The sequence below is a fragment of the Bdellovibrio bacteriovorus genome (assembly GCF_025558485.1).
Taxonomy (GTDB): Bacteria; Bdellovibrionota; Bdellovibrionia; order Bdellovibrionales; family Bdellovibrionaceae; genus Bdellovibrio; species Bdellovibrio bacteriovorus_G.
The window spans coordinates 586266-604740 of the sequence record NZ_CP102930.1 but is presented as its reverse complement, the minus strand read 5'-3'; the positions used below and the strand labels follow the sequence as shown (position 1 = coordinate 604740).

At 50.2% G+C, this 18475-nt stretch carries 19 protein-coding genes; 13 read left to right on the top strand and 6 right to left on the bottom strand.

Translation table 11 applies throughout. The features are described from left to right. Positions 1-28: 28 nt before the first annotated feature. On the top strand, positions 29-3181 hold the full coding sequence (locus tag EZJ49_RS03085; RefSeq protein ID WP_262554236.1) for an efflux RND transporter permease subunit: 3153 nt from the start codon (positions 29-31) through the stop codon (positions 3179-3181). Here the strand turns inward: EZJ49_RS03085 and ygiD are convergent, their stop codons facing one another. Both ygiD and EZJ49_RS03075 read right to left on the bottom strand, forming a co-directional pair. Then, the gene (ygiD, locus tag EZJ49_RS03080; RefSeq protein ID WP_262554235.1) at positions 3182-3955 is read right to left on the bottom strand and encodes a 4,5-DOPA dioxygenase extradiol; all 774 of its coding nucleotides are present in this window, start codon (positions 3953-3955) and stop codon (positions 3182-3184) included. Positions 3956-3960: 5 nt separating this feature from the next. Beyond that, positions 3961-4563 carry a YceI family protein gene (locus EZJ49_RS03075; RefSeq protein ID WP_262554234.1) on the bottom strand — a complete coding sequence of 201 codons (603 nt, stop codon included), beginning with the start codon at positions 4561-4563 and terminating at the stop codon, positions 3961-3963. A gap of 94 nt (positions 4564-4657) precedes the next feature. Here EZJ49_RS03075 and EZJ49_RS03070 point away from each other — a divergent pair, with 94 nt between their 5' ends. Then, positions 4658-5557: a LysR family transcriptional regulator gene (locus EZJ49_RS03070; RefSeq protein WP_262554233.1), complete on the top strand. Its 900-nt coding sequence runs from the start codon at positions 4658-4660 to the stop codon at positions 5555-5557. A 172-nt stretch (positions 5558-5729) separates the two neighbouring features. Next, positions 5730-6086, top strand: coding sequence for a hypothetical protein (locus tag EZJ49_RS03065; RefSeq protein ID WP_262554231.1), 357 nt, complete (start codon positions 5730-5732; stop codon positions 6084-6086). Positions 6087-6092: 6 nt separating this feature from the next. Here the strand turns inward: EZJ49_RS03065 and EZJ49_RS03060 are convergent, their stop codons facing one another. Further along, entirely contained in the window at positions 6093-6635 is a 543-nt protein-coding gene (locus EZJ49_RS03060) for a PilZ domain-containing protein (protein WP_262554229.1), read from the bottom strand. Positions 6636-6704: 69 nt separating this feature from the next. Further along, positions 6705-7655: a thiamine-phosphate kinase gene (gene thiL / locus EZJ49_RS03055; protein WP_262554227.1), complete on the bottom strand. Its 951-nt coding sequence runs from the start codon at positions 7653-7655 to the stop codon at positions 6705-6707. A gap of 78 nt (positions 7656-7733) precedes the next feature. Between thiL and ppk1 the strand changes: the two genes are divergently transcribed. Both ppk1 and sixA read left to right on the top strand, forming a co-directional pair. Beyond that, positions 7734-9902 (top strand): polyphosphate kinase 1, encoded by a 2169-nt coding sequence (gene ppk1, locus EZJ49_RS03050; protein ID WP_262554226.1) that lies wholly within the window; start codon positions 7734-7736, stop codon positions 9900-9902. Between the two features lie 16 nt (positions 9903-9918). Continuing rightward, entirely contained in the window at positions 9919-10425 is a 507-nt protein-coding gene (sixA, locus tag EZJ49_RS03045; RefSeq protein ID WP_262554224.1) for a phosphohistidine phosphatase SixA, read from the top strand. 2 nt (positions 10426-10427) lie between these two features. On the opposite strand, the gene EZJ49_RS03040 is transcribed toward sixA, so the two are convergent. Beyond that, positions 10428-11339: a hypothetical protein gene (locus EZJ49_RS03040; RefSeq protein WP_262554222.1), complete on the bottom strand. Its 912-nt coding sequence runs from the start codon at positions 11337-11339 to the stop codon at positions 10428-10430. Between the two features lie 52 nt (positions 11340-11391). Here EZJ49_RS03040 and EZJ49_RS03035 point away from each other — a divergent pair, with 52 nt between their 5' ends. The 7 genes from EZJ49_RS03035 (at position 11392) to EZJ49_RS03005 (ending at position 16776) form a co-directional block, all read left to right on the top strand. Further along, positions 11392-11643 carry a hypothetical protein gene (locus EZJ49_RS03035; RefSeq protein WP_262554220.1) on the top strand — a complete coding sequence of 84 codons (252 nt, stop codon included), beginning with the start codon at positions 11392-11394 and terminating at the stop codon, positions 11641-11643. After that, entirely contained in the window at positions 11616-12512 is an 897-nt protein-coding gene (locus EZJ49_RS03030) for a hypothetical protein (protein WP_262554218.1), read from the top strand. Before EZJ49_RS03035 ends, EZJ49_RS03030 begins: the two co-directional genes overlap by 28 nt. Positions 12513-12614: 102 nt before the next feature. Then, positions 12615-13280, top strand: coding sequence for a phosphate signaling complex protein PhoU (gene phoU, locus EZJ49_RS03025; RefSeq protein ID WP_262554217.1), 666 nt, complete (start codon positions 12615-12617; stop codon positions 13278-13280). Next, positions 13273-13974: a response regulator transcription factor gene (locus EZJ49_RS03020; protein WP_262554216.1), complete on the top strand. Its 702-nt coding sequence runs from the start codon at positions 13273-13275 to the stop codon at positions 13972-13974. The genes phoU and EZJ49_RS03020 overlap by 8 nt, the downstream gene beginning before the upstream one ends. After that, complete coding sequence (locus tag EZJ49_RS03015; protein ID WP_262554214.1) at positions 13971-15404, top strand: sensor histidine kinase; 1434 nt, start codon at positions 13971-13973, stop codon at positions 15402-15404. Before EZJ49_RS03020 ends, EZJ49_RS03015 begins: the two co-directional genes overlap by 4 nt. A gap of 10 nt (positions 15405-15414) precedes the next feature. Further along, complete coding sequence (locus EZJ49_RS03010) at positions 15415-16305, top strand: RsmB/NOP family class I SAM-dependent RNA methyltransferase (protein ID WP_262554212.1); 891 nt, start codon at positions 15415-15417, stop codon at positions 16303-16305. A gap of 108 nt (positions 16306-16413) precedes the next feature. Then, complete coding sequence (locus EZJ49_RS03005; RefSeq protein ID WP_262554211.1) at positions 16414-16776, top strand: hypothetical protein; 363 nt, start codon at positions 16414-16416, stop codon at positions 16774-16776. Here EZJ49_RS03005 and EZJ49_RS03000 read toward each other — a convergent pair. After that, positions 16773-17030, bottom strand: a complete 258-nt coding sequence (locus tag EZJ49_RS03000; RefSeq protein WP_262554209.1) for a DNA-dependent DNA polymerase — start codon at positions 17028-17030, stop codon at positions 16773-16775. The genes EZJ49_RS03005 and EZJ49_RS03000 overlap by 4 nt on opposite strands. 93 nt (positions 17031-17123) lie before the next feature. On the opposite strand from EZJ49_RS03000, the gene EZJ49_RS02995 reads away from it, so the two are divergent. Further along, entirely contained in the window at positions 17124-18386 is a 1263-nt protein-coding gene (locus EZJ49_RS02995) for a DUF814 domain-containing protein (protein ID WP_262554207.1), read from the top strand. Positions 18387-18475 lie beyond the last annotated feature (89 nt).

The window sequence follows — 18475 nt, the reverse complement described above, 5'->3', positions numbered from 1 at the left end:
GTGGCTAAGTAAATTTTGAGGGGTGAGCATGAGGTTATCCGATATTTCTATTAAGAATCCTGTATTTGCGTGGATGTTGATGTTCGGTCTGATGATATTCGGATTGATCTCCTTTTCCCGCATGGGCGTCAGTCAGATGCCAGACGTGGATTTCCCGACCGTGACCGTAAGCGTCACGCTGAGTGGGGCAGCCCCTGAAGTTATGGAAACTCAGGTGGTGGACCCTATTGAAAGTGCCCTGATGACGGTGGAAGGTATCGAATCCATCAAGTCCAACAGTAAAACGGGCACAGCCAGCATCACCGTGGAATTTGATCTGGATCGCAATATCGATCTGGCGGTTCAGGACGTTCAGGCAAAAATTTCAGGCATTCAGCGTTTGCTTCCTGATGATGTGGATCCGCCGACAATTTCCAAAACCAATCCGGATGATCAGCCAATTCTGTGGCTGGCCCTGACTTACGATAAAAACGATCCTGAATTCATGATGCGCTATGCACGTGACTATCTGAAAGACCGTTTCACCACGGTTGAAGGTGTCGGTGATATCTTCCTGGGCGGTTACACTGATCCGGTGATGCGCGTGCATGTGCGCCCGAAAGACCTGCTTCGTTATAATATCTCTGTGAACGACGTGATGGATGCCATCCGCAGTGAACACTCGGAAGTTCCGGGTGGTTATATCCAAACAGACAAAAAAACTTTCAACGTCCGCACAATGGGGGAAGCTAAGACCGAAGAGGAATTCCGCAACATCGTGGTCAGCAAGCGTGGCGGTCGTGCCGTGGCTGACCCGACGAACATGGTGCGTATTTCCCAGGTGGCCGATGCCAGCATGGGCCTGGACAAGATTGAAAAAATGTCCCGCTTCAATGGCAAAACGGCGTTGGGTCTGGGGATTCGTAAGCAGCGTGGAACAAATGCTGTTTCTGTGGCCCGCGCAGTAAAAGAAAAGATTGTCGAAATCCAAAAGCAATTGCCCGAGGGCATGAACATTCAGGTGAACTTCGACAGTACAAAATTCATCGAACAATCCGTGGGCGAGCTGAATCATCACTTGGTTTTGGCGGTGATCTTCACATCCATCGTGTGCTGGATGTTCCTGGGAAGCTGGTCGGCAACATTTAACGTCCTGCTGTCCATCCCGACCTCGTTATTAGGGGCCTTTATCGGTCTTTATTTCCTGGGTTATACCTTGAACACGTTCACCTTGCTGGGGCTGACTTTGGCCATTGGTATCGTCGTGGATGATGCCATCATGGTTCTGGAAAATATCTTCCGGTATAACGAAAACGGGCGGGGACGCATTGAGTCTGCGATTCTGGGTGCGCGTGAAATTTCGTTTGCGGCGATGGCTGCCACTGCGGCCGTTATTGCGATCTTCCTTCCGGTGGCCTTCATGAAAGGGATTATCGGGAAGTTCTTCATGCAGTTCGGGGTGACGATTTCCATCGCAGTCTTCCTGTCGCTGGTTGAATCCCTGACGATCACGCCGATGCGTTGTGCGGGCTTTGTTCACCATGGTGAAAGAAAAACAAAACTGGGTAAAGGTTTTGAAGCGTTCATGGAAGGCACGCGCGTGGGTTATGACCGTTGGTTGCGTGCTTCTTTGCGCCACCCATGGAAAGTTCTGATTGGCTCTTTGGTGTTTGTGGCGGTGTCCTTTGTCTCTATCAAATTTCTGAATAAAGAAATGAGTCCGGCGCAGGATCAAAGCATCTTTATGGCGCGTTTGATTATGCCGGTGGGAACCTCCCTGGCTTACACGGATCAGCAGACGCAGAAGGCTGAAAAGTGGTTGATGTCCCGTCCGGAAGTGCAGCAGGTTTATGCCGCTTTGGGCGGTTTCGGCGGAGGTGCTTCGGATGCCAACGTCACGATGATGTTTATTACCTTGAAAGAAAAGAAAGATCGTGGGGTGGACCCGGCAACGGGCAAGATTCTGTCGCAACAGGAATTTATGCAGGTGGCTCGTACCAATCTGGCCAAGATTGAAGACATGCGTCCGGTCCTGATGGACTTGTCGCAGCAGGGTTTCTCTGGCGGTCGTGGCTATCCGATTGAATTTACGCTTTTGGGTTCTGACTGGGGTAAGCTTGCGAATTACACAGAACAGATGATGAAAGCCATGACGGACAGTGGACTGATGGTGGACGTGGATTCCAATTACCTGTTGGGTATGCCGGAAATTCAAGTCAAGCCGGACCGTATTTCCGCAGCTCATCACGGGGTCAGCATTGCTTCCATTGGCTCCACTGTGAGCGCTTTGATCGGTGGTGTGAAGGTGGGTGAATATCCGCAAGGAGGTCATCGCTATGACATCAAAGTCAAACTGGTGGATCAGGGAAATCCGCTGGATGAAATCAAGACCTTATTCGTTAGCAACACAGTTGGAAATCTGATTCCGCTGCCACGTGTGACGAAAGAGGAAGTGGGTTCAAGTTTGCAGTCCATCTCCCGTTCCAACCGTCAACGGGCGATCACCATTACGGCCAATATGAAGCCGGGTGTGTCCCAGCAGGCGGCCATGGCCTACGTTGAGGAAGCGGCCCGCAAGATGCTGGAACCGGGTTACATGATTGATCAGGGAGGAAGCTCCAAGACCTTCAAGGAATCCTTCCAGAGCTTGCTTTTTGCGTTGGTGATGGGGCTGGTGATTGCCTACATGGTTCTGGCAAGTCAGTTCAATTCGTTCATTGATCCGGTCACAATCCTGATGGCGTTACCATTTAGTTTCAGTGGGGCATTCTTTGCATTGTTGATAACGGGTCAGTCGTTGAACATGTTCTCGATGATTGGTTTGCTGCTGTTGATGGGTATCGTGAAAAAGAACTCGATCCTGTTGATTGAATTCACCAACACGGTTCGTGATCGTGGTACGAGTGCCGCGATGGATGCACTGACCGAAGCGTGTCCAACCCGTCTTCGTCCGATCCTGATGACCTCGGTGGCGACCATCGCCGCAGCCATTCCTTCAGCAACAGCGCGCGGAGCAGGTTCTGAAACCATGCGCCCGATGGCGATTTGTTTGATTGGTGGCGTAGTGGTTTCCACGGCCTTGACCCTGTTTGTGGTTCCGGCGGTTTACTTGCTGATGGATAAGTTCAAAACTCGTGATGAAGTTCGGGAAAAAACCAAACAGGCCTTTGCGGCTGTGGGTAATGAAGCTCTTGATGCCTAACTAACGGCCCCACATCACCGAGCGCATGGAAAGGGCACCCATTGAAAATCCTTCGTAAGGATAGGAAAGGGTGTCGCTGTCTGTGGAAGCACCATAAGCATAAAGCAACGGCAGGTAGTGCTCGATGGTCGGAACACTTAGTGTCGCACTTTCGCCCAGATCCTCGTAATCTGTCAGAACTTTTTCATCGCGGTTTTCCAATGCGGTTTTGATTTTTGCATCGAACTCTTCAGCCCATGGCAGTTTTGCGGTGGGTTCCCGCCACTGAAGCAAACGCAGATTGTGAACGATATTGCCGCTGCCAACAATCAACACACCCTGTTCGCGCAAAGGTCTTAGCAGGCGACCCATTTCAATGTGTTGTTCTGGTGTTTTGGTCACATCCAGACTGACTTGATAAACCGGAATATCTGCATGCGGGTACAGATGCGTCAGCACAGACCAGGTGCCGTGATCCAGGCCCCATTTGTCATAGAGTTCAGATTTAGGCAAAAGCCGCTGGGTTTCATGGGCGATGCCCAATGGCCCGCGTGCCGGATATTGGACGTCAAAAAGTGCTTTGGGAAATCCATAGAAGTCGTGAATCGTGGGAGGGTCGGGGTGATACAGAACCTTGGTCCCTTCTGTCTCCCAGTGGGCAGAGACAGAAAGAACAGCCTGTGGTTTGGGAAGGGATTTCCCCAATTGGTTTAGCTTTTCCGTGAAGGGATTTTTGTCGAGTGCATTCATCGGAGAGCCGTGGCCAATAAAAAGCACAGGCATCAGGGTTGACATAAAACTTAACCTTTCTTGGCAGCTGGTTTGCCAGCTTGGATCTTAAGGATCAGCGTCACTTCATCACCAACAACCGGGCCGGCTTCAACAACACTGCTCCAGTTCAAACCGAAATCTTTACGATTGATTTTGCCTGTCGCTGTGAAGGCCACCTTGTTGTTACCGTAAGCGTCGTTAACATCGCCCAGATATTTCACATCCAAGGTCACTTCTTTAGTCTTACCTTTGATTGTCAAATCGCCAACAATTTTCAGATTCTCCGGCGTGCCGACGACCTTTTTTGTGACGAATGTCATCTTTGGATTTTTTGCCACGTCAAAGAAGTCCGCACTCTTCAAGTGATCGTCACGGTCTTTGTTTTCTGTGCTGATACTGGAAACATCCACATTCAGGTTGGCCTTGGATTTTTCCAGTTTGGAATCCACAACCAGCGTGCCGTCAAATTTTGCAAAGCGACCTTCAACAGTCGAGATCACCAGATGAGGAATCTCAAAACCGATTTTTGAGTGAGCCGGGTCGATGCTGTAGCTGCCCGCAGGGATGGTTTGACCTGCAAAAGCAGAAAGGCTTGCCAGAGTTACCAGAGAGGAAAGAATAAGTGATTTCATGTAATGTCTCCTTTTTTGTTTGTTCGACCGGTTTAGTATCGAGCGATTTTGATTATTGCGTAAGGTGACATATTCGGGATAAACTGTTGCGTATATGGAACAATTCGATCTCAATCAGATACGGACATTTGTTAAACTTGTACAGGCAGGCAGTTTTACTAAGGCCGCCGAGGTCCTAAAGCAGCCGAAATCCAGGGTCAGCCGCAGGTTGTCGGCCTTGGAAAAAGACCTGGGGGTTCAGCTGATTTACCGAACCACGCGTCAGTTCCAACTGACCGAAATGGGACGGGTTTATTACGAGCGTGCCCGCGGTCTGATTGAAGGTTTGGAAACCCTGAGTGGAGAGGTCAGTGAATCCACCAGCGAAATTTCCGGAGTGATCAAGGTCACAGCTTCGGACGACATGGGAGTGAAACAGTTGCCGCTGATTTTGGACGAGTTCACTCGCCAGTATCCGCGGGTGCGTTTTGATCTTTACCTGACACAGGCCTATGTGGATTTAGTGAAGGAATCCGTCGATGTGGGGATTCGTATAGGGAACTTAAAGGACAGTTCTCTGAAGGCTCGTAAGATCGGAACCGTGCGCAGTGTTCTTATCGCATCGCCGGGTTTTCTGGAGCGTTATCGTGTTTCTGAAGATCTGGAAAAGCTGAGCACGGCCCCGTATTTGGCCATGACCCAAAATCCCAAGCTGGAAGTGGTGCGGGCCACAGACAGCAAGAGATTGGTGCTTAAGATCAATCCGGTCTTAAGCGCCAACAATCCTGCGATGCTTTTAAAGATGGCCGTGCTGGGAAAAGGCTATGCATTTATCCCGGAGTTTCTGTGCAAGGAAGAATTGCGCGACGGCCGTCTGGTGCATATTCATAAAAATCTGCGCAGTGACGAGGTGCCGGTCAGTCTGGTGTCTCCTGATACGAAAGAGACCTCCCAGAAGGTCAAACGCTTCATGGATTTTGCCTTTAAGCGACTGAAAGAAGAATACTTCGGTTAGCCTTCCCAAGGACTGTGTCGCGCGAAACACCGGACGGAGGTGACGCTTCCGGCCCGGTGTGCAGGGCTTGTACAGAGGGACACATCTTAGATCTTAATACGGGCTTATGAGCTGGTTTTGCCGTGGCGAAGAATTTGCTTTGATGGGCAGATATCAAAGTAAAGGAGCTTTCATGAAAAAATCAGTGTGGGTGATGATGTTGTTAACCCTGGGTGCGCAGTGGGCGATGGCGGAATCTTTGGTCTGTCGGACGGCGGATCAAAAGGTGCAAATTGAGCTTCAGTCTGTGGGGGCCGAAGTGATCGGTGTGCGTGTCAGCGGCCTTGATAGTACGGGTGCGGATATTATGGTTGCCGACACTGAAAAAACAGCCTCCTCTTTGAAGGTCACCATGATCGACCTGACCAATGCCAAGGGGCTGGAGCTAAGTGTCGAAGCCAAAGATCAGAAAATGTCCGGTGTTTTGCTTGATATGGGCGCGGCTGGAAATGCTTCCACAGAATATGCTGTCACTTGTGAAGTGAAGTAAAGTAACTCAGGACAACCAGCTCAGGATCATCTGGTAAAGTCCAACGTATTCAAAACGCAGAAGCATCCAGATGCTGGCGCACCAAAGGGTCGCCAGCATTCCCATCAACACCAGTTGCGGCAGATTTGCCAGACTGACATTGCTGCGCGGGCGATTGAGCATATCGTCGATCTGGCCTCGTTCCTGACTTTCTTTAAAGCGACGAGCCAGCCCCTGCGCCAGAACAATTCTTTGTTGCATTTCCAGTTTATAAAAATGAATTCCCACCAGCATTTGTGAATCTGAAATGTTTTCCAGACGGGTGACAATGCCATAGCAGGCCATCTGTCTTGAACCCGGCGGTGTGAATTGAATCTTAACGACTTCTCCCAGAAGGGGACAAAGATCATCGGGCGCCGTGAATGCCAGCCCGGTTAAGGAGACATTCTTGATTTCCGTACCTTCTTCCCAGGGGATTTGCTTGGGGCCCGCAACACGCACCAGACTTTCATCCTCTGTGTTGAGGATGTAGCGAGGTGATCGGCCATGATAGCGGGCAAGACTTGTCATGCAGAACTTATCGGTCTGACCGGACCTTCCCTGAAGTCAAAGCGGTGTCTTGAAATGAGATTTTAACCGCTAGAAATGCCGCCAGCCTTTGAAGTCCGTAATTTCCTCTTGTCCTTTGGCGAAGGTTAGAAAAACACCGGGTTTATCTGTAAATTGTCCAACCATGTGCCATCCTGAAAAACGATCGTAATCATCCGGAGCCACCGCCATCAGCAGTTCGTAATCCTCACCACCCCAAAGTGCAAAATCAGAGGCGGGCATTCCCAGTTGCAGGGCCAACTGCTGACTTTCAGGATGCAGCGGCAGGTTTTCCGCGAACAGATGAAAGCCACCGTCTTGAGGTGTCAGCAAAAGGGCATCATTGACCAGTCCATCACTGCAATCCATCAGTGCGTGAACGCGCGCATGATGGGTTTGTAAGCCTTTGATCAAATCCAGTCGTGGGCGGGGGCGCAAATGTTTTTCCTTGGCTTCTTCATAGCCGGGAAGTTTTTTCTGCAAAGCGGTCAGCCCGGTGAAAGAAAGTCCCAATGGACCGCTGGAAAGTAAAAGGTCCCCGGCCCGTGCCCCTTTGCGTGTGATCGGATTTTCACAAGATCCGTGAACGCTGACATCAACCACAAGTTTGTCCGAAGCCGCTGTCAGGTCGCCACCGACAATTTCTGTTTTCCAGTCGTCCGCCAGTTGAGTCATGCCTTTATAGAAATCGTCAAGCCAGGATTCATTTAGGTTTTGTGGCAGGGCTAAAGACACCTGTGCATAGTGTGGTTGGGCTCCCATGGCTGCAATGTCGCTTAGATTGACGGCCAAAGCCTTGAAACCCAGATCAAAGGCGCTGGTGTATTTCAAATCAAAGTGAATACCTTCGACCATCATGTCCTGACAGACCACCGAATAGCCCGGGTAGTTCTTAAAAACAAAGGCATCATCGCCCAGTGGGACGATATTGTGACTGTTTTGACGCTGGACCCGAAAACGGATCTTTTCAATCATGGACCATTCTTTGGGAGTGTTTTGCATGTCGTTGTCCTTGGGAAGACATTGCTTAAGGTGTCACTTTATTGTGAAATAGAGTCTTCAGGAGTCAAGGAGGATTCTTTGAACACACCGAAGGCGACATCGCCAAAGCGAACATCTAAGAAGAAATCAACACGGAAGCCGAAGGTTGTCGAACATCCTCTGTCATCTGAAAGTCTTTTTTCCAGCCGTGAGATCGGCTGGTTGAATTTTAACAGACGCGTTCTGTCTGAAGCGGAGGATGCACGCAATCCGCTTTTGGAACGAGTGAAGTTTCTAAGCATTTCCGGTTCCAATTTGGATGAGTTTTTTATGAAGCGGGTCGGGGGGCTAAAGCGCCATGTGGCCTATGGCGTGTCACCAAAATCCGCCGACGGAAAAACGCCGATGCATCAGTTGCAGGAAATCCGTCAATTCGTGATCCCGATGATTCAGGATCAGGCGCAGGTGTTCAATAAAGTTTTGAAACCGGCTCTGGAGAAAGAAAATATCTTTTTGTTAAGCTGGAAAGAGCTTAGCGAAAAAGAAAAAGAAAACGTTAAAAAGTATTATAACAAAAATGTTTTCCCGGTGCTGACGCCTTTGTCGGTGGACCCGGGGCATCCATTCCCTTTTATTTCCAACCTGTCCATTTCTCTGGGTGTGACCCTGAAGCATCCCAATGTGGATGAAAAACTTTTTGCGCGGGTGAAGATTCCCAAGGTGCTGCCTCAGTGGGTACGCACGGACTCTGAAAGCGGTTCGTATCGTTTTATCAGTCTGTTGGATGTGATTCAGGAAAATCTGGCGGATCTGTTTCCGTCCATGCAGGTTTTGGGTGTAATGCCGTTTCGTCTGACCCGTAATGCGGATTCAGATCAGGATCAGGAAGATGCCGAAGACCTTCTGGAAGCCATCGAGGAGGAACTGCGCCAGCGCCGTTTTGCCGAAGTCGTGCGTTTGGAGCACGGCCCGCATCCTGATCCCTGGATGCTGAAATTTTTGATGGAAGAGCTGGAGCTGATTGAAGAGGACATTTACGAAACGCCGGGTCTTTTGGACTTTACAGATCTTTCCGCAATTTCTGATGTGAATCTGCCGAAGCTTAAGTTTGAGCCTTATACTCCGGTGGTGCTTCCGGCTTTCGCGGAAGATGGGCTGGGCATGTTTAACGCCATCAAGATGGCGGATCAACTGGTGCATCATCCCTATGAAAGTTTTGCGGGCTCGGTGGAAAAATTCATCCGCGTGGCCAGTGAAGATCCTAAGGTGCTGGCAATTAAAATGACCCTGTATCGCACTGGTGACAACAGTCCGTTTATCAAAGCTTTGATTCGCGCGGCGGAACAGGGCAAGCAAGTGGTCTGTCTGGTGGAACTAAAAGCCCGCTTTGACGAAGAACGAAATATCTATTGGGCCACGGAGCTGGAAAACGCTGGGGTACATGTGGTCTATGGGGTTGTGGGCTTGAAGACCCATGCCAAGACAGCCTTGGTGGTTCGTCAGGAACAAGAGGGGTTGCGCTGTTACTGTCACATTGGGACAGGAAACTACAACGTGGCAACTTCGCGTTTTTATACAGATCTGGGGTTGATCACTGCGCGCGAGGAAATCACCGGGGATGTGGTGGAATTTTTCCACTATCTGACGGGGCGGTCGTTGAAAAGCAATTATCAGAATCTGTTGATTGCTCCGGTGAATATGTTTGCCCGGTTTAAAGCCATGATTGAACGTGAAGCCGAACATGCCAAGGCCGGTCGTCCGGCGCAGATCATTGCCAAGTTTAATAACTTTGAGGAAAACGACATTGCCGTGGCGCTATATGCGGCATCGCAGAAGGGCGTCGATATTGAAATGATCGTGCGTGGTTTTTGTTGTTTGCGCCCCGGGGTTCCGGGGATGAGCGAACGCATTCGTGTGACCTCGATCATTGGTCGTTTCCTGGAACATTCACGTATTTTCTATTTCCGAAATGGTGAAAAAGATCCGGTGGATGGTGAATTTTTCCTGGGGTCGGCGGATTGGATGTATCGCAATCTTCATGCGCGGGTGGAAGCCATTGTACCGGTGCTGGATCGCACCTTGAAAGAAAAGTGCTGGGAAATTCTAAACCTCTGTGTAAAAGAGCAGCGTCAGTCCTGGGAGATGAAGTCTGACGGGACCTATGTGCGTCAGAACTCCACAGATGTCGGAATTCATCAAACTCTGATGCAAATTGCGAAAGCCCGGGTTACATTTGTAGAGGAAAACACAAACACATCCTCAGAATAAGGTCGGGAAAAGCACCGTGGAGTTGATCATCATCCGGCACGCCGTCGCCGAAGATAAAGAAGAGTTTGCGAAAAAAGGGCAGGAGGATTATCTGCGCCCTTTGACCCTGAAGGGACGTAAGCGCATGCAGAAGGTCTGCGTGAATCTTCGCGATTATATCAAGGAGGTTGATCTGATCGTGTCCAGCCCCCTGACCCGGGCGCGCCAAACGGCAGAGATCGTTTCACAAATCTACTATGAAACCAAAGTGGTGGAGGCCCCGGAACTGGTGCCGCACAGTCCGCCACAGGCCTTCTTAAAATGGCTGCGTGTGCAGGGGAAAAATCACAAGCGCATTGCTGTGGTTGGGCATGAGCCTCACCTGAGCACCTTTGCCAGCTACATGCTGTCGCTGAAGTCCGAAAGTTTTATTGATCTGAAAAAAAGCGGTGTCATCGGACTGGAGCTGGAATCTTTTGTCACAGCTGAAGCGGGCCGGGCGCAGCTGCTGTTTGCCATCCCGCCAAAATTTCTGACAGATTAGTTTTAAAGCATCGACCAGATCAGGCCGTCACGCAATCCCACTGACGGAATCAGAATTTTATGCGTTTCCGCCTGTCGCAGGATGGTTTCCACCAGCATGGCGGCAGGGACGATGACGTCAGCGCGGTCCGGGCGTAAATTCAGCTTTTCAATACGCTCTTTGACTTTCAAGGCCCGCAGACGGGTGATGATTTCGGAAAGTTCTGGCAGGGTCAGGAAGGTGTGGGGGGATTTCTTTAGCAGCTGCATTTTCAGTTGCCCCAAGCATTCCAGATTGCCGCCCGTGCCGATGGCAAAATCCACCGGGTCCAGGTCGCAATTTTTATAGATGTGTTCACCCAAAGCGGTGATGAACTCACCCATGATGATATTCAAATGATTTTCAGTCAGATTCCTTTTGGCCAGATTCTCCAGAACACGGACGGTGCCCATTGGGAAAGACTTGGTGGCCAGCATCGTGCCACCCTGAGAAAAGGTGACCTCCACGCTGCCGCCGCCGACATCAATCAGCATGGTTTTACGATTGTCCAAATCCAGCTCGCGACGGACAGCCAAATGGATCAGACGGCCTTCTTCCGTGCCATCAATCACTTCGATTTTGATCCCGGAGGTTTTATAAATCAGATCGACAAATTCCTTCTGATTTTTGGCTTCACGGCAGGCCGAAGTGGCCACGGCTCTGCATTGTTGTACATCGAGTTCCTGATTGGTCAGGGCATAACGGTGGAAGGTGGCTTTGGCGATTTCCAAAGAGGCCGGGGTGATCACCCCTTGGGTGAAGACATCATGCCCCAGTCGAACCGCTGCCCGGAATTTTTTAACAATATGCAGGTGGGGGGCTTGCGGATGAACATCGGCGACCATCATGCGGATGGCATTGGAACCGATGTCGATGGCGGATACTCGACGTGACACGATAAACTTCCCTTTCCTTGGCAACAGTATATAAAGATGGCAGCATGAGAGCATGAAAAAAATCGTTCTGGGTTCTTTATTTTGTACTTTTGCCTGTACACAGGCTCTGGCTCTTTCTGAGATTGAAATTTCCGGTGAGCTGGATGTGACTGCGTCAGTGTGGACTTTACCTACCGGAGAGCGCGGGAACTCGGCCTTTAATGTTCCCTCTATGTTCATGGATATCAATGTGCCGTTACCGGAGAGCGCGGGAACTCGGCCTTTAATGTTCCCTCTATGTTCATGGATATCAATGTGCCGTTGAAAGATGACAATCTGCTGGTGCTTTCTTTTGAGGGTTCAGAGGACAAAGAATCCAGTCCGAATCGTTTCGATGTGGGACTGCGTGAAGCTTATCTGGATGTGGTCAGTGTCTTTGGTGGTATGAAGGCCTTGCGTTTGGGGCTGATTCCTCAAACCTGGCAGGAGGCTCAGTATCAGGCCAGCAACTATCGCTTCCTGGGGCGCACGGCGTGGTCGATCACGGAAAAATGGAAGTATCTTTCTTATTCAGATCTGGGTGCTTCGTTTATGTCGGAACTGCCTGCTGACTATGGCGAGTGGGCTTTAAGTTTGTCTAACGGGGAAGGGGCCGAGGAAAAAGAAAAGGGCCCGCATAAAGAGGCGGCTTTGTTTGTCCGCCTTTTCCGCTGGTCCCCATGGTCTTTGAGCTTCAACTATGTTCGCGGAAATTATGAGGTCTATGGCGAAAGTGCCGGACTGAAAGAGCGCATACAGGCCCTGATCAGTTACGAGGAAAAAGACGACTGGATGGTGGCATTGGAGTTTATGGATGCCAAAGATCCGGCGGATGCCATTGGCGACTATAAAATCGCCGAAGGCGTGGATGTCAGTGCTTTAAGCGGGGAGTCCGTGCAGGGGCAGGCCGCCAGCCTTTACGCTGTGGTGCATACAGGCCCTAAAGCTGAGGTGATGCTTCGTTATGACTATCTAAACGCGGCGGTCGGGGAAACGGGCAAGAACCTGCAAACAGGCATCCTGGCCCTGGGTTATCAGGTGACGGATGATATTAAGGCCGCTATAGCGGTGGATCACACTCATTTTGCCGAGGAATTTGCTCCCGGGGTGCGGGATCGTTCCCGAGTCGAATTTGCGGCTCAGGTTCTCTTTTAAAGTGTGTTAAGTTTCTGTTAGAATCCATAGAGATGCCGTGTTAAGCGGTGTCTTTATTTCTTAAATCATTATAAATCAAGCCAAGCGCTAAGGGTGGATGCCATGGAAAGAGCGATAGACATTCAACTGGAAGACCTCAAGAAAATGATTCTTTTGATGGGTGGCCATGTTGAAAAATCGCTGTCTTTGGTGACGGCAGCATTGCTGTCCCGGGATCTGGAAATGTTTGATGGGGTTCATGCCATCGAAAGACAAATCAACGAGGATCATATCCGTGTTGATAATGCGTGCATGCACCTGCTGGCTAAGCAAGGACCGGTGGCCAAAGATCTTCGATTGATTATTTCTGTATTGAAGATCAATAACGATCTGGAGCGGATGGGTGATCAGGCTGTGAATATCTCTTATTCCGGCAAGGATTATCTGGGGCGCAAGCCGATTCAGGCTCAGTTGGGTGATATTCAGAAAATGTCTGAAATCGCCGGTCGCATGGTAAAAGAGTCTTTGGACTGTTTTGTTCGCGGTGACGTTGAGCAATCCAAACAGATTCTTCTGATGGATGATGAAATCGACGCGTTGAAAAACAAAGTGTTCAACGAGGCGATGGCTCACATGAAGGCTCATTCCGGTGATGTGGAAGCCTGTATGGATTTGATTTTAATCGCGAGAAACCTGGAACGTCTCGGGGATCATGCGACGAACATTGCCGAAGACGTGATCTTTGCCTTTACCGGCAAGGACGTTCGACATGGGGGAAAGTTTGGCTGACAACTCAGTGCATGTGCTAGTGGTGGAAGATGAGCAAGAGATCCGGGAGTTGATGGCTCTGCACCTTTTGCGACAAGGTTACCGAGTGACCGAAAGTGCTTCCGCCGAAGAGGCCTTGCAAGAGGTAAATCGTCAGAGCTTTTCCCTTTTTGTTCTTGATTGGATGCTGCCGGGTCTGAGCGGCGTCGAAATTGTTGATAAAATTAAATCCAAACATCCGGGTGCTTCGGTTTTGATGGTGACTGCCAAAACCGAGCCCCAGGACATTGTATCCGGCCTTGAAAAGGGTGCGGATGACTATATGACAAAGCCCTTCAACCCCTCTGTTTTTGTCGCCCGAGTAAAAGCACTTTTGCGTCGCTCACAGGTGCAGGCAGCTCCAGCGGCGGAAGAGGGGGAAGTGTCCCTGTTGGGGCTGAAAATCAATTTTAAATCCTATGAAATTTCCTATAATGGCGAGCCTTTGCATCTGACCCCTTCGGAATTCAAGCTGCTGGGGGCTTTGGTGCAGAATCAGGGCTGTGTTCTGACCCGTGAACAACTGATTGAAAACATCCAGGGCGAGGGGATCAATGTCGTTGGACGCACTATTGACACCCATGTATTTGGATTACGCAAGAAGTTAGGTGAATGGGGCGATCGTATTGAGACTATCCGTGGCGTTGGATATCGGGTTAAAGTAGATATCGCATGAAGCGATTTATCCGTTTTCCTTGGCGAGTCTATTGGCGCTATTTTTCCTGGCAGATCGTGGGTTTCAATGCCCTGTTTCTGGCGATTATTTCTGTTATTGATGTGCGCTACGGGGTTCGTCCGTTTGTTTACAACGAAGCTCTTCTGAATTTCTTTGTGTTCAGTGTTCTGGTTTCTGCACTGACATCCTATCGTTTTACCAAGCCGATTCACCGGGTGATTTTGAAGGCCCTGCGCATTTCCAGCAAGCGCACATTCGGGAGTTTGGTGGATGGTCAGGATGATGATCTGTTGGATGATGAAACTGCGGATATTTCCGAGCTTGAAGTGGCTCTGGATCACATTCACCGTAAAATGAAACGTCGTAAGGCCCGGTACCTGCAAGCGCAGGAGGAATCCCAGGCCTTTATGAGTGCCGTGGCCGAAGGTTTGGTCAGTGTCAGTCTGGATGAAAAGATTCTTTATTTTAACTCTCAGTTTGCCGCTCAGTTCCTGTCTTCCAATCTGATGGACGGGCAGGTTTTGCGTTTGAAGGACGCCATTCGTTCTTCGGATGTTCTGGAGGGGTTCACGAAAACGATTCAGGTGGGCAAGGTTCAGCGCTTTACCGTGAAGCTACCGACATTGATCGACAATCAGCCGCGCTATTTCGCGGTGTCAGTGAATCCGATTCGCAACGAAAAAACGCGGGAAATCTATGGCGTGGTGGGGATTTTCCACGATATCACAGAGATGAAACGGGCCGAACAGATCCGCATGGACTTTGTGGGTAATGCCTCGCACGAACTGCGCACACCGCTGACCTCCATCAAAGGCTACGTGGACACGCTGAAGGAAGATGTTAAAACCGGTCAGGTTCAGCAGGCCGGGAAATTCCTGGATATTGTTTCCCGCAATATTGATCGTTTGATGGATCTGGTGAACGACATGCTCAGTATCAACTCTTTGGAGGCCTCCAATTCCGAGTTGAAGATGGAAATGATTCACCCCCTGTCGATTTCGGAGCATGTGGTTTCTGAGCTTGCAGTGATGGCGGCGGAAAAGAACATCTCTATTCATGTGAACGGCGATGTGCCTCCGTTTATGGCCGATGCCCGCAAGGTGGAACAGGTGCTGCGCAATCTGGTTTCCAATGCGGTGAAATACATCCCGGCGGGAAAAACCATCCGTATTCGTTGGGAACGGGACATCAAGGAATACATCATTTTGCGTGTGATAGACGATGGGCAGGGTATTCCGGAACAGCATCTGGATCGTCTGTTTGAACGTTTTTATCGCATTGACCGGGGCCGCACCCGTGATGCGGGTGGAACCGGGCTGGGGTTGGCTATTGTGAAACATATTATGCAAAGTCACGGCGGCACCGTCGCTGTAAAGAGTATTATCGACCAGGGTTCTGAATTTATTTGCTCTTTCCCAATCCGAAAGTAAAATCCGGGGGATGAACGCCGATCATCCCTTTTATCGTCATTTTGAAAAAGTTTATGGTTCCCGCTGGCCCGCACTGTTCGCGGCCCTGCAAACTCGCGAACAGCAAGTGGCGCGTGTGAATGCGTGGAGCCCCTCGGACCTGAAAACCAAATCCTGGGCCACCTTTCCGGAAAAAGCCGAACTTTCGGGTTGTCATTGGCTGACTCCATCGCATGGCTGCCAGCCCGAGCGCAATGCGGATGAGCTTCTGGATATTTACATCATGGACCCGGCCAGTGTGATGGTGGCAAAAGCCCTGGATGTGCAGCCGGGGGATCGTCTGTTGGATATGTGTGCGGCTCCCGGTGGGAAAAGTCTGGTGTTGATTGAATCCTTCGGCGAAGAGGGCGAAATTTTCTGCAATGATCTTTCCCCTGAACGTCGCGAACGCTTGAAAAAAGTCATTCAGCAGTATGTGCCTCGTGAGGTGCGTAATCGTGTGTGGGTGACGGGTAAGGACGGCGTGCAGTTTGGTTTGAAAGAACCCTCCAGCTTTGACCGGGTTTTATTGGATGCCCCTTGTTCTGGCGAAAGACATATTCTGGAAAATCAGGCGGCTCAGGATGAATGGAGCCCGCGCCGGACGGAACACCTTGCGGCCCGACAGTATTCTCTTCTGGCGGCGGCTTTTCTGGCTGTGAAGCCGGGGGGGCGCATTGTGTATTCAACCTGTTCGATCAGTCCTGCGGAAAATGACGATGTCGTGCGCAAACTTTTGAAAAAGAAAAAGGCGGCGGTGAAGTTGTTGGAAGCTTCGCTGGGCGTCGGTGGCGAGCGCACTGAAATGGGTGTGGCTTACATGCCGGATCAGTGCGGCTTTGGACCCTTGTACTTTGCCGTGATCGAAAAGGTCGAAGAATAGTTTTTTCTTCGACTTTCTGATAAGAAGCAGATAACAAACTTGAAATTATCGCTGACCGCAAAAGGTCTCTACACTGTTGCCTCCAACAAAAATTAAAAGGAGTCACGGATGAGATCTTTTTTTGCGGTCTTGGTGTTTATTGTTGCGTCTTGTTTGGTCGTGTTTTCTCAGGCACGGGCGGAAGTGTCGTGTGGTTCCTGTGGCGGCAGCAATCCGGTGGAAAAGTTATGCGGGCAGTTGCGCAAGGATTTAAAATACACAGCGGCAGAGCCTGCAAAACAAGTCAGTGCGGAAGTGGAATTGTGTCTGGATCTGGCATCGGGTGGTGTGGCTTGCGGTGTTTCTTCGGACACCCTGCTTTTGGCGTCCTTGAATTCCATGAAGGTTTTGGGGGTGGAGGAAGTGTGCTTGAAATTTGACACTTCCGTCAGTCCACGCCGAATTTTATCGGCGCAAAGCCGGTTGTATTAGTTGTCGTCTTTTTGACGGAATTTGTGGCGACGGTATTCTTCCAAAGTCAGGAAGCCGTAGGTTTTCTTGCGATAGATTTCAACGGCTTCGGCCTCAATATCAGTCAAAACATCGTCCACGAACTCCAAAGGAATGGTGCCGGATTTCATCAATTGCAGGGTGTAGAGGTGGACCACACGGCGGATAAAGTCATGGCTTTTTTCGCGCAGGTTGGCGGTTTCTTGAAGCTGGGTTTCAACGATCTTGATTAGCATGTCTGTATTCATACCCTAGAAATATCGGTTTTCCTTTTACGAACCTGAGCATCAGCGATGGAAATTTGGCCCAAAGAATGAGAGACTCGTGGGATGAAAGCCCTGACTCAGCAAGAACTGCAGCATTTTGTCTCTTATTTCGCACCAATTTTGGACGGTGCCCAGCTTCAGGAAGTGCAGGCCAACGACCGAGGTCTGGCTCTGGGTTTTCATCTGCGTGGCAGTATGTTCTGGCTGATCCTGGACCTTGTACCGAATGCGCCGATGATGCTGTGTTTTGAAAATCAGTGCCCTTTTAAAAAAGCTCCGAAAGGCAAACCGGTCAGTTTGTTTTTGAACTCTCATGGGCGCAATTTGTTCTTTGCTGGAATGACGGTGTTGGAAAAGTTCGGACGTGTGGTTGTGCTGAATCTGAAAAATTCCTCGGCCGATTGCGAGCTGGAAATCCGTCTGATTCCCAAGCAAAGCAACCTGATTGTGAAAGCTCAAGGCAAACAAATTGCTTGGGATCGACCATTGGATTTGTCACAGGCGCCGCATGTGGAAAATCCTCCGCACCCCCGGGACTTGGTGGCTATTCATGAAGAATGGCTGTCCGAACAGGGTTCGGGTTCCAAGAAAACGGTTTTAGACCCGGCAGAACAATGGGAACGTCAAAAGCAAAAGGATCTGGAGAAAAAACGCCGGGCCTTGGCGGAAATTCAAAAACAGATCGAAAGTGACCGCGAGCAGTTGTGGTACGAGGCTGGACAGTATCTGAAGACTCATGGCAGTCTGTATGTTCCGGAAAATCTGCAATCCTGTGTTGATGCCAAACAAAGCTTAAGCTGGAATATCGAAAATTGCTTTGCCAAGGCCAAGCAGCTGGTTGGTAAAAAAGAAGGCGCTCGCGAAAGACTGGACGAGCTGGTTCTGGAAATCCAGAAACTCGAGGACAGTCGTTATTCGGAAAAGCAGAAAAAACCGGCTTTGGTGGACCTGATGAAAAAGGCCGATGCGCGGGGCCGAAAATTACATTTGGATTCGGGTGCCTTGGCTTACTGTGGAAAGTCCGCCGCCGACAATCTGGCGCTGCTTCGTCAGGCCAAGGCTTGGGATTACTGGCTGCATTTGCGCGACTATCCGGGGGCGCATGCCATCATCCACAGACAGCGTGATCAGGAAATCACTCCGGCAGAAATTCAAGAGGTCTCGGCCTGGGTGGCACGGGAGTCTTTATCGCAGAAATCTTTGATGGTCGGTCAAAAGGTGGCTGTGGTCATAGTCGAATGTCGCTTCGTTCGCCCGATCAAAGGCGACAAGCTGGGCCGCGTAACCTACCACTCTGAACGCACTCTGAACTTCTCCCTCTCCTAACCCTACGGCGCATCGCTTCTGCAAAAGTAAGCAGGTACCTTTTGGATTGACTGGTGACAAGCTGGGTCTAAAATTTTCTTTCAGACTAC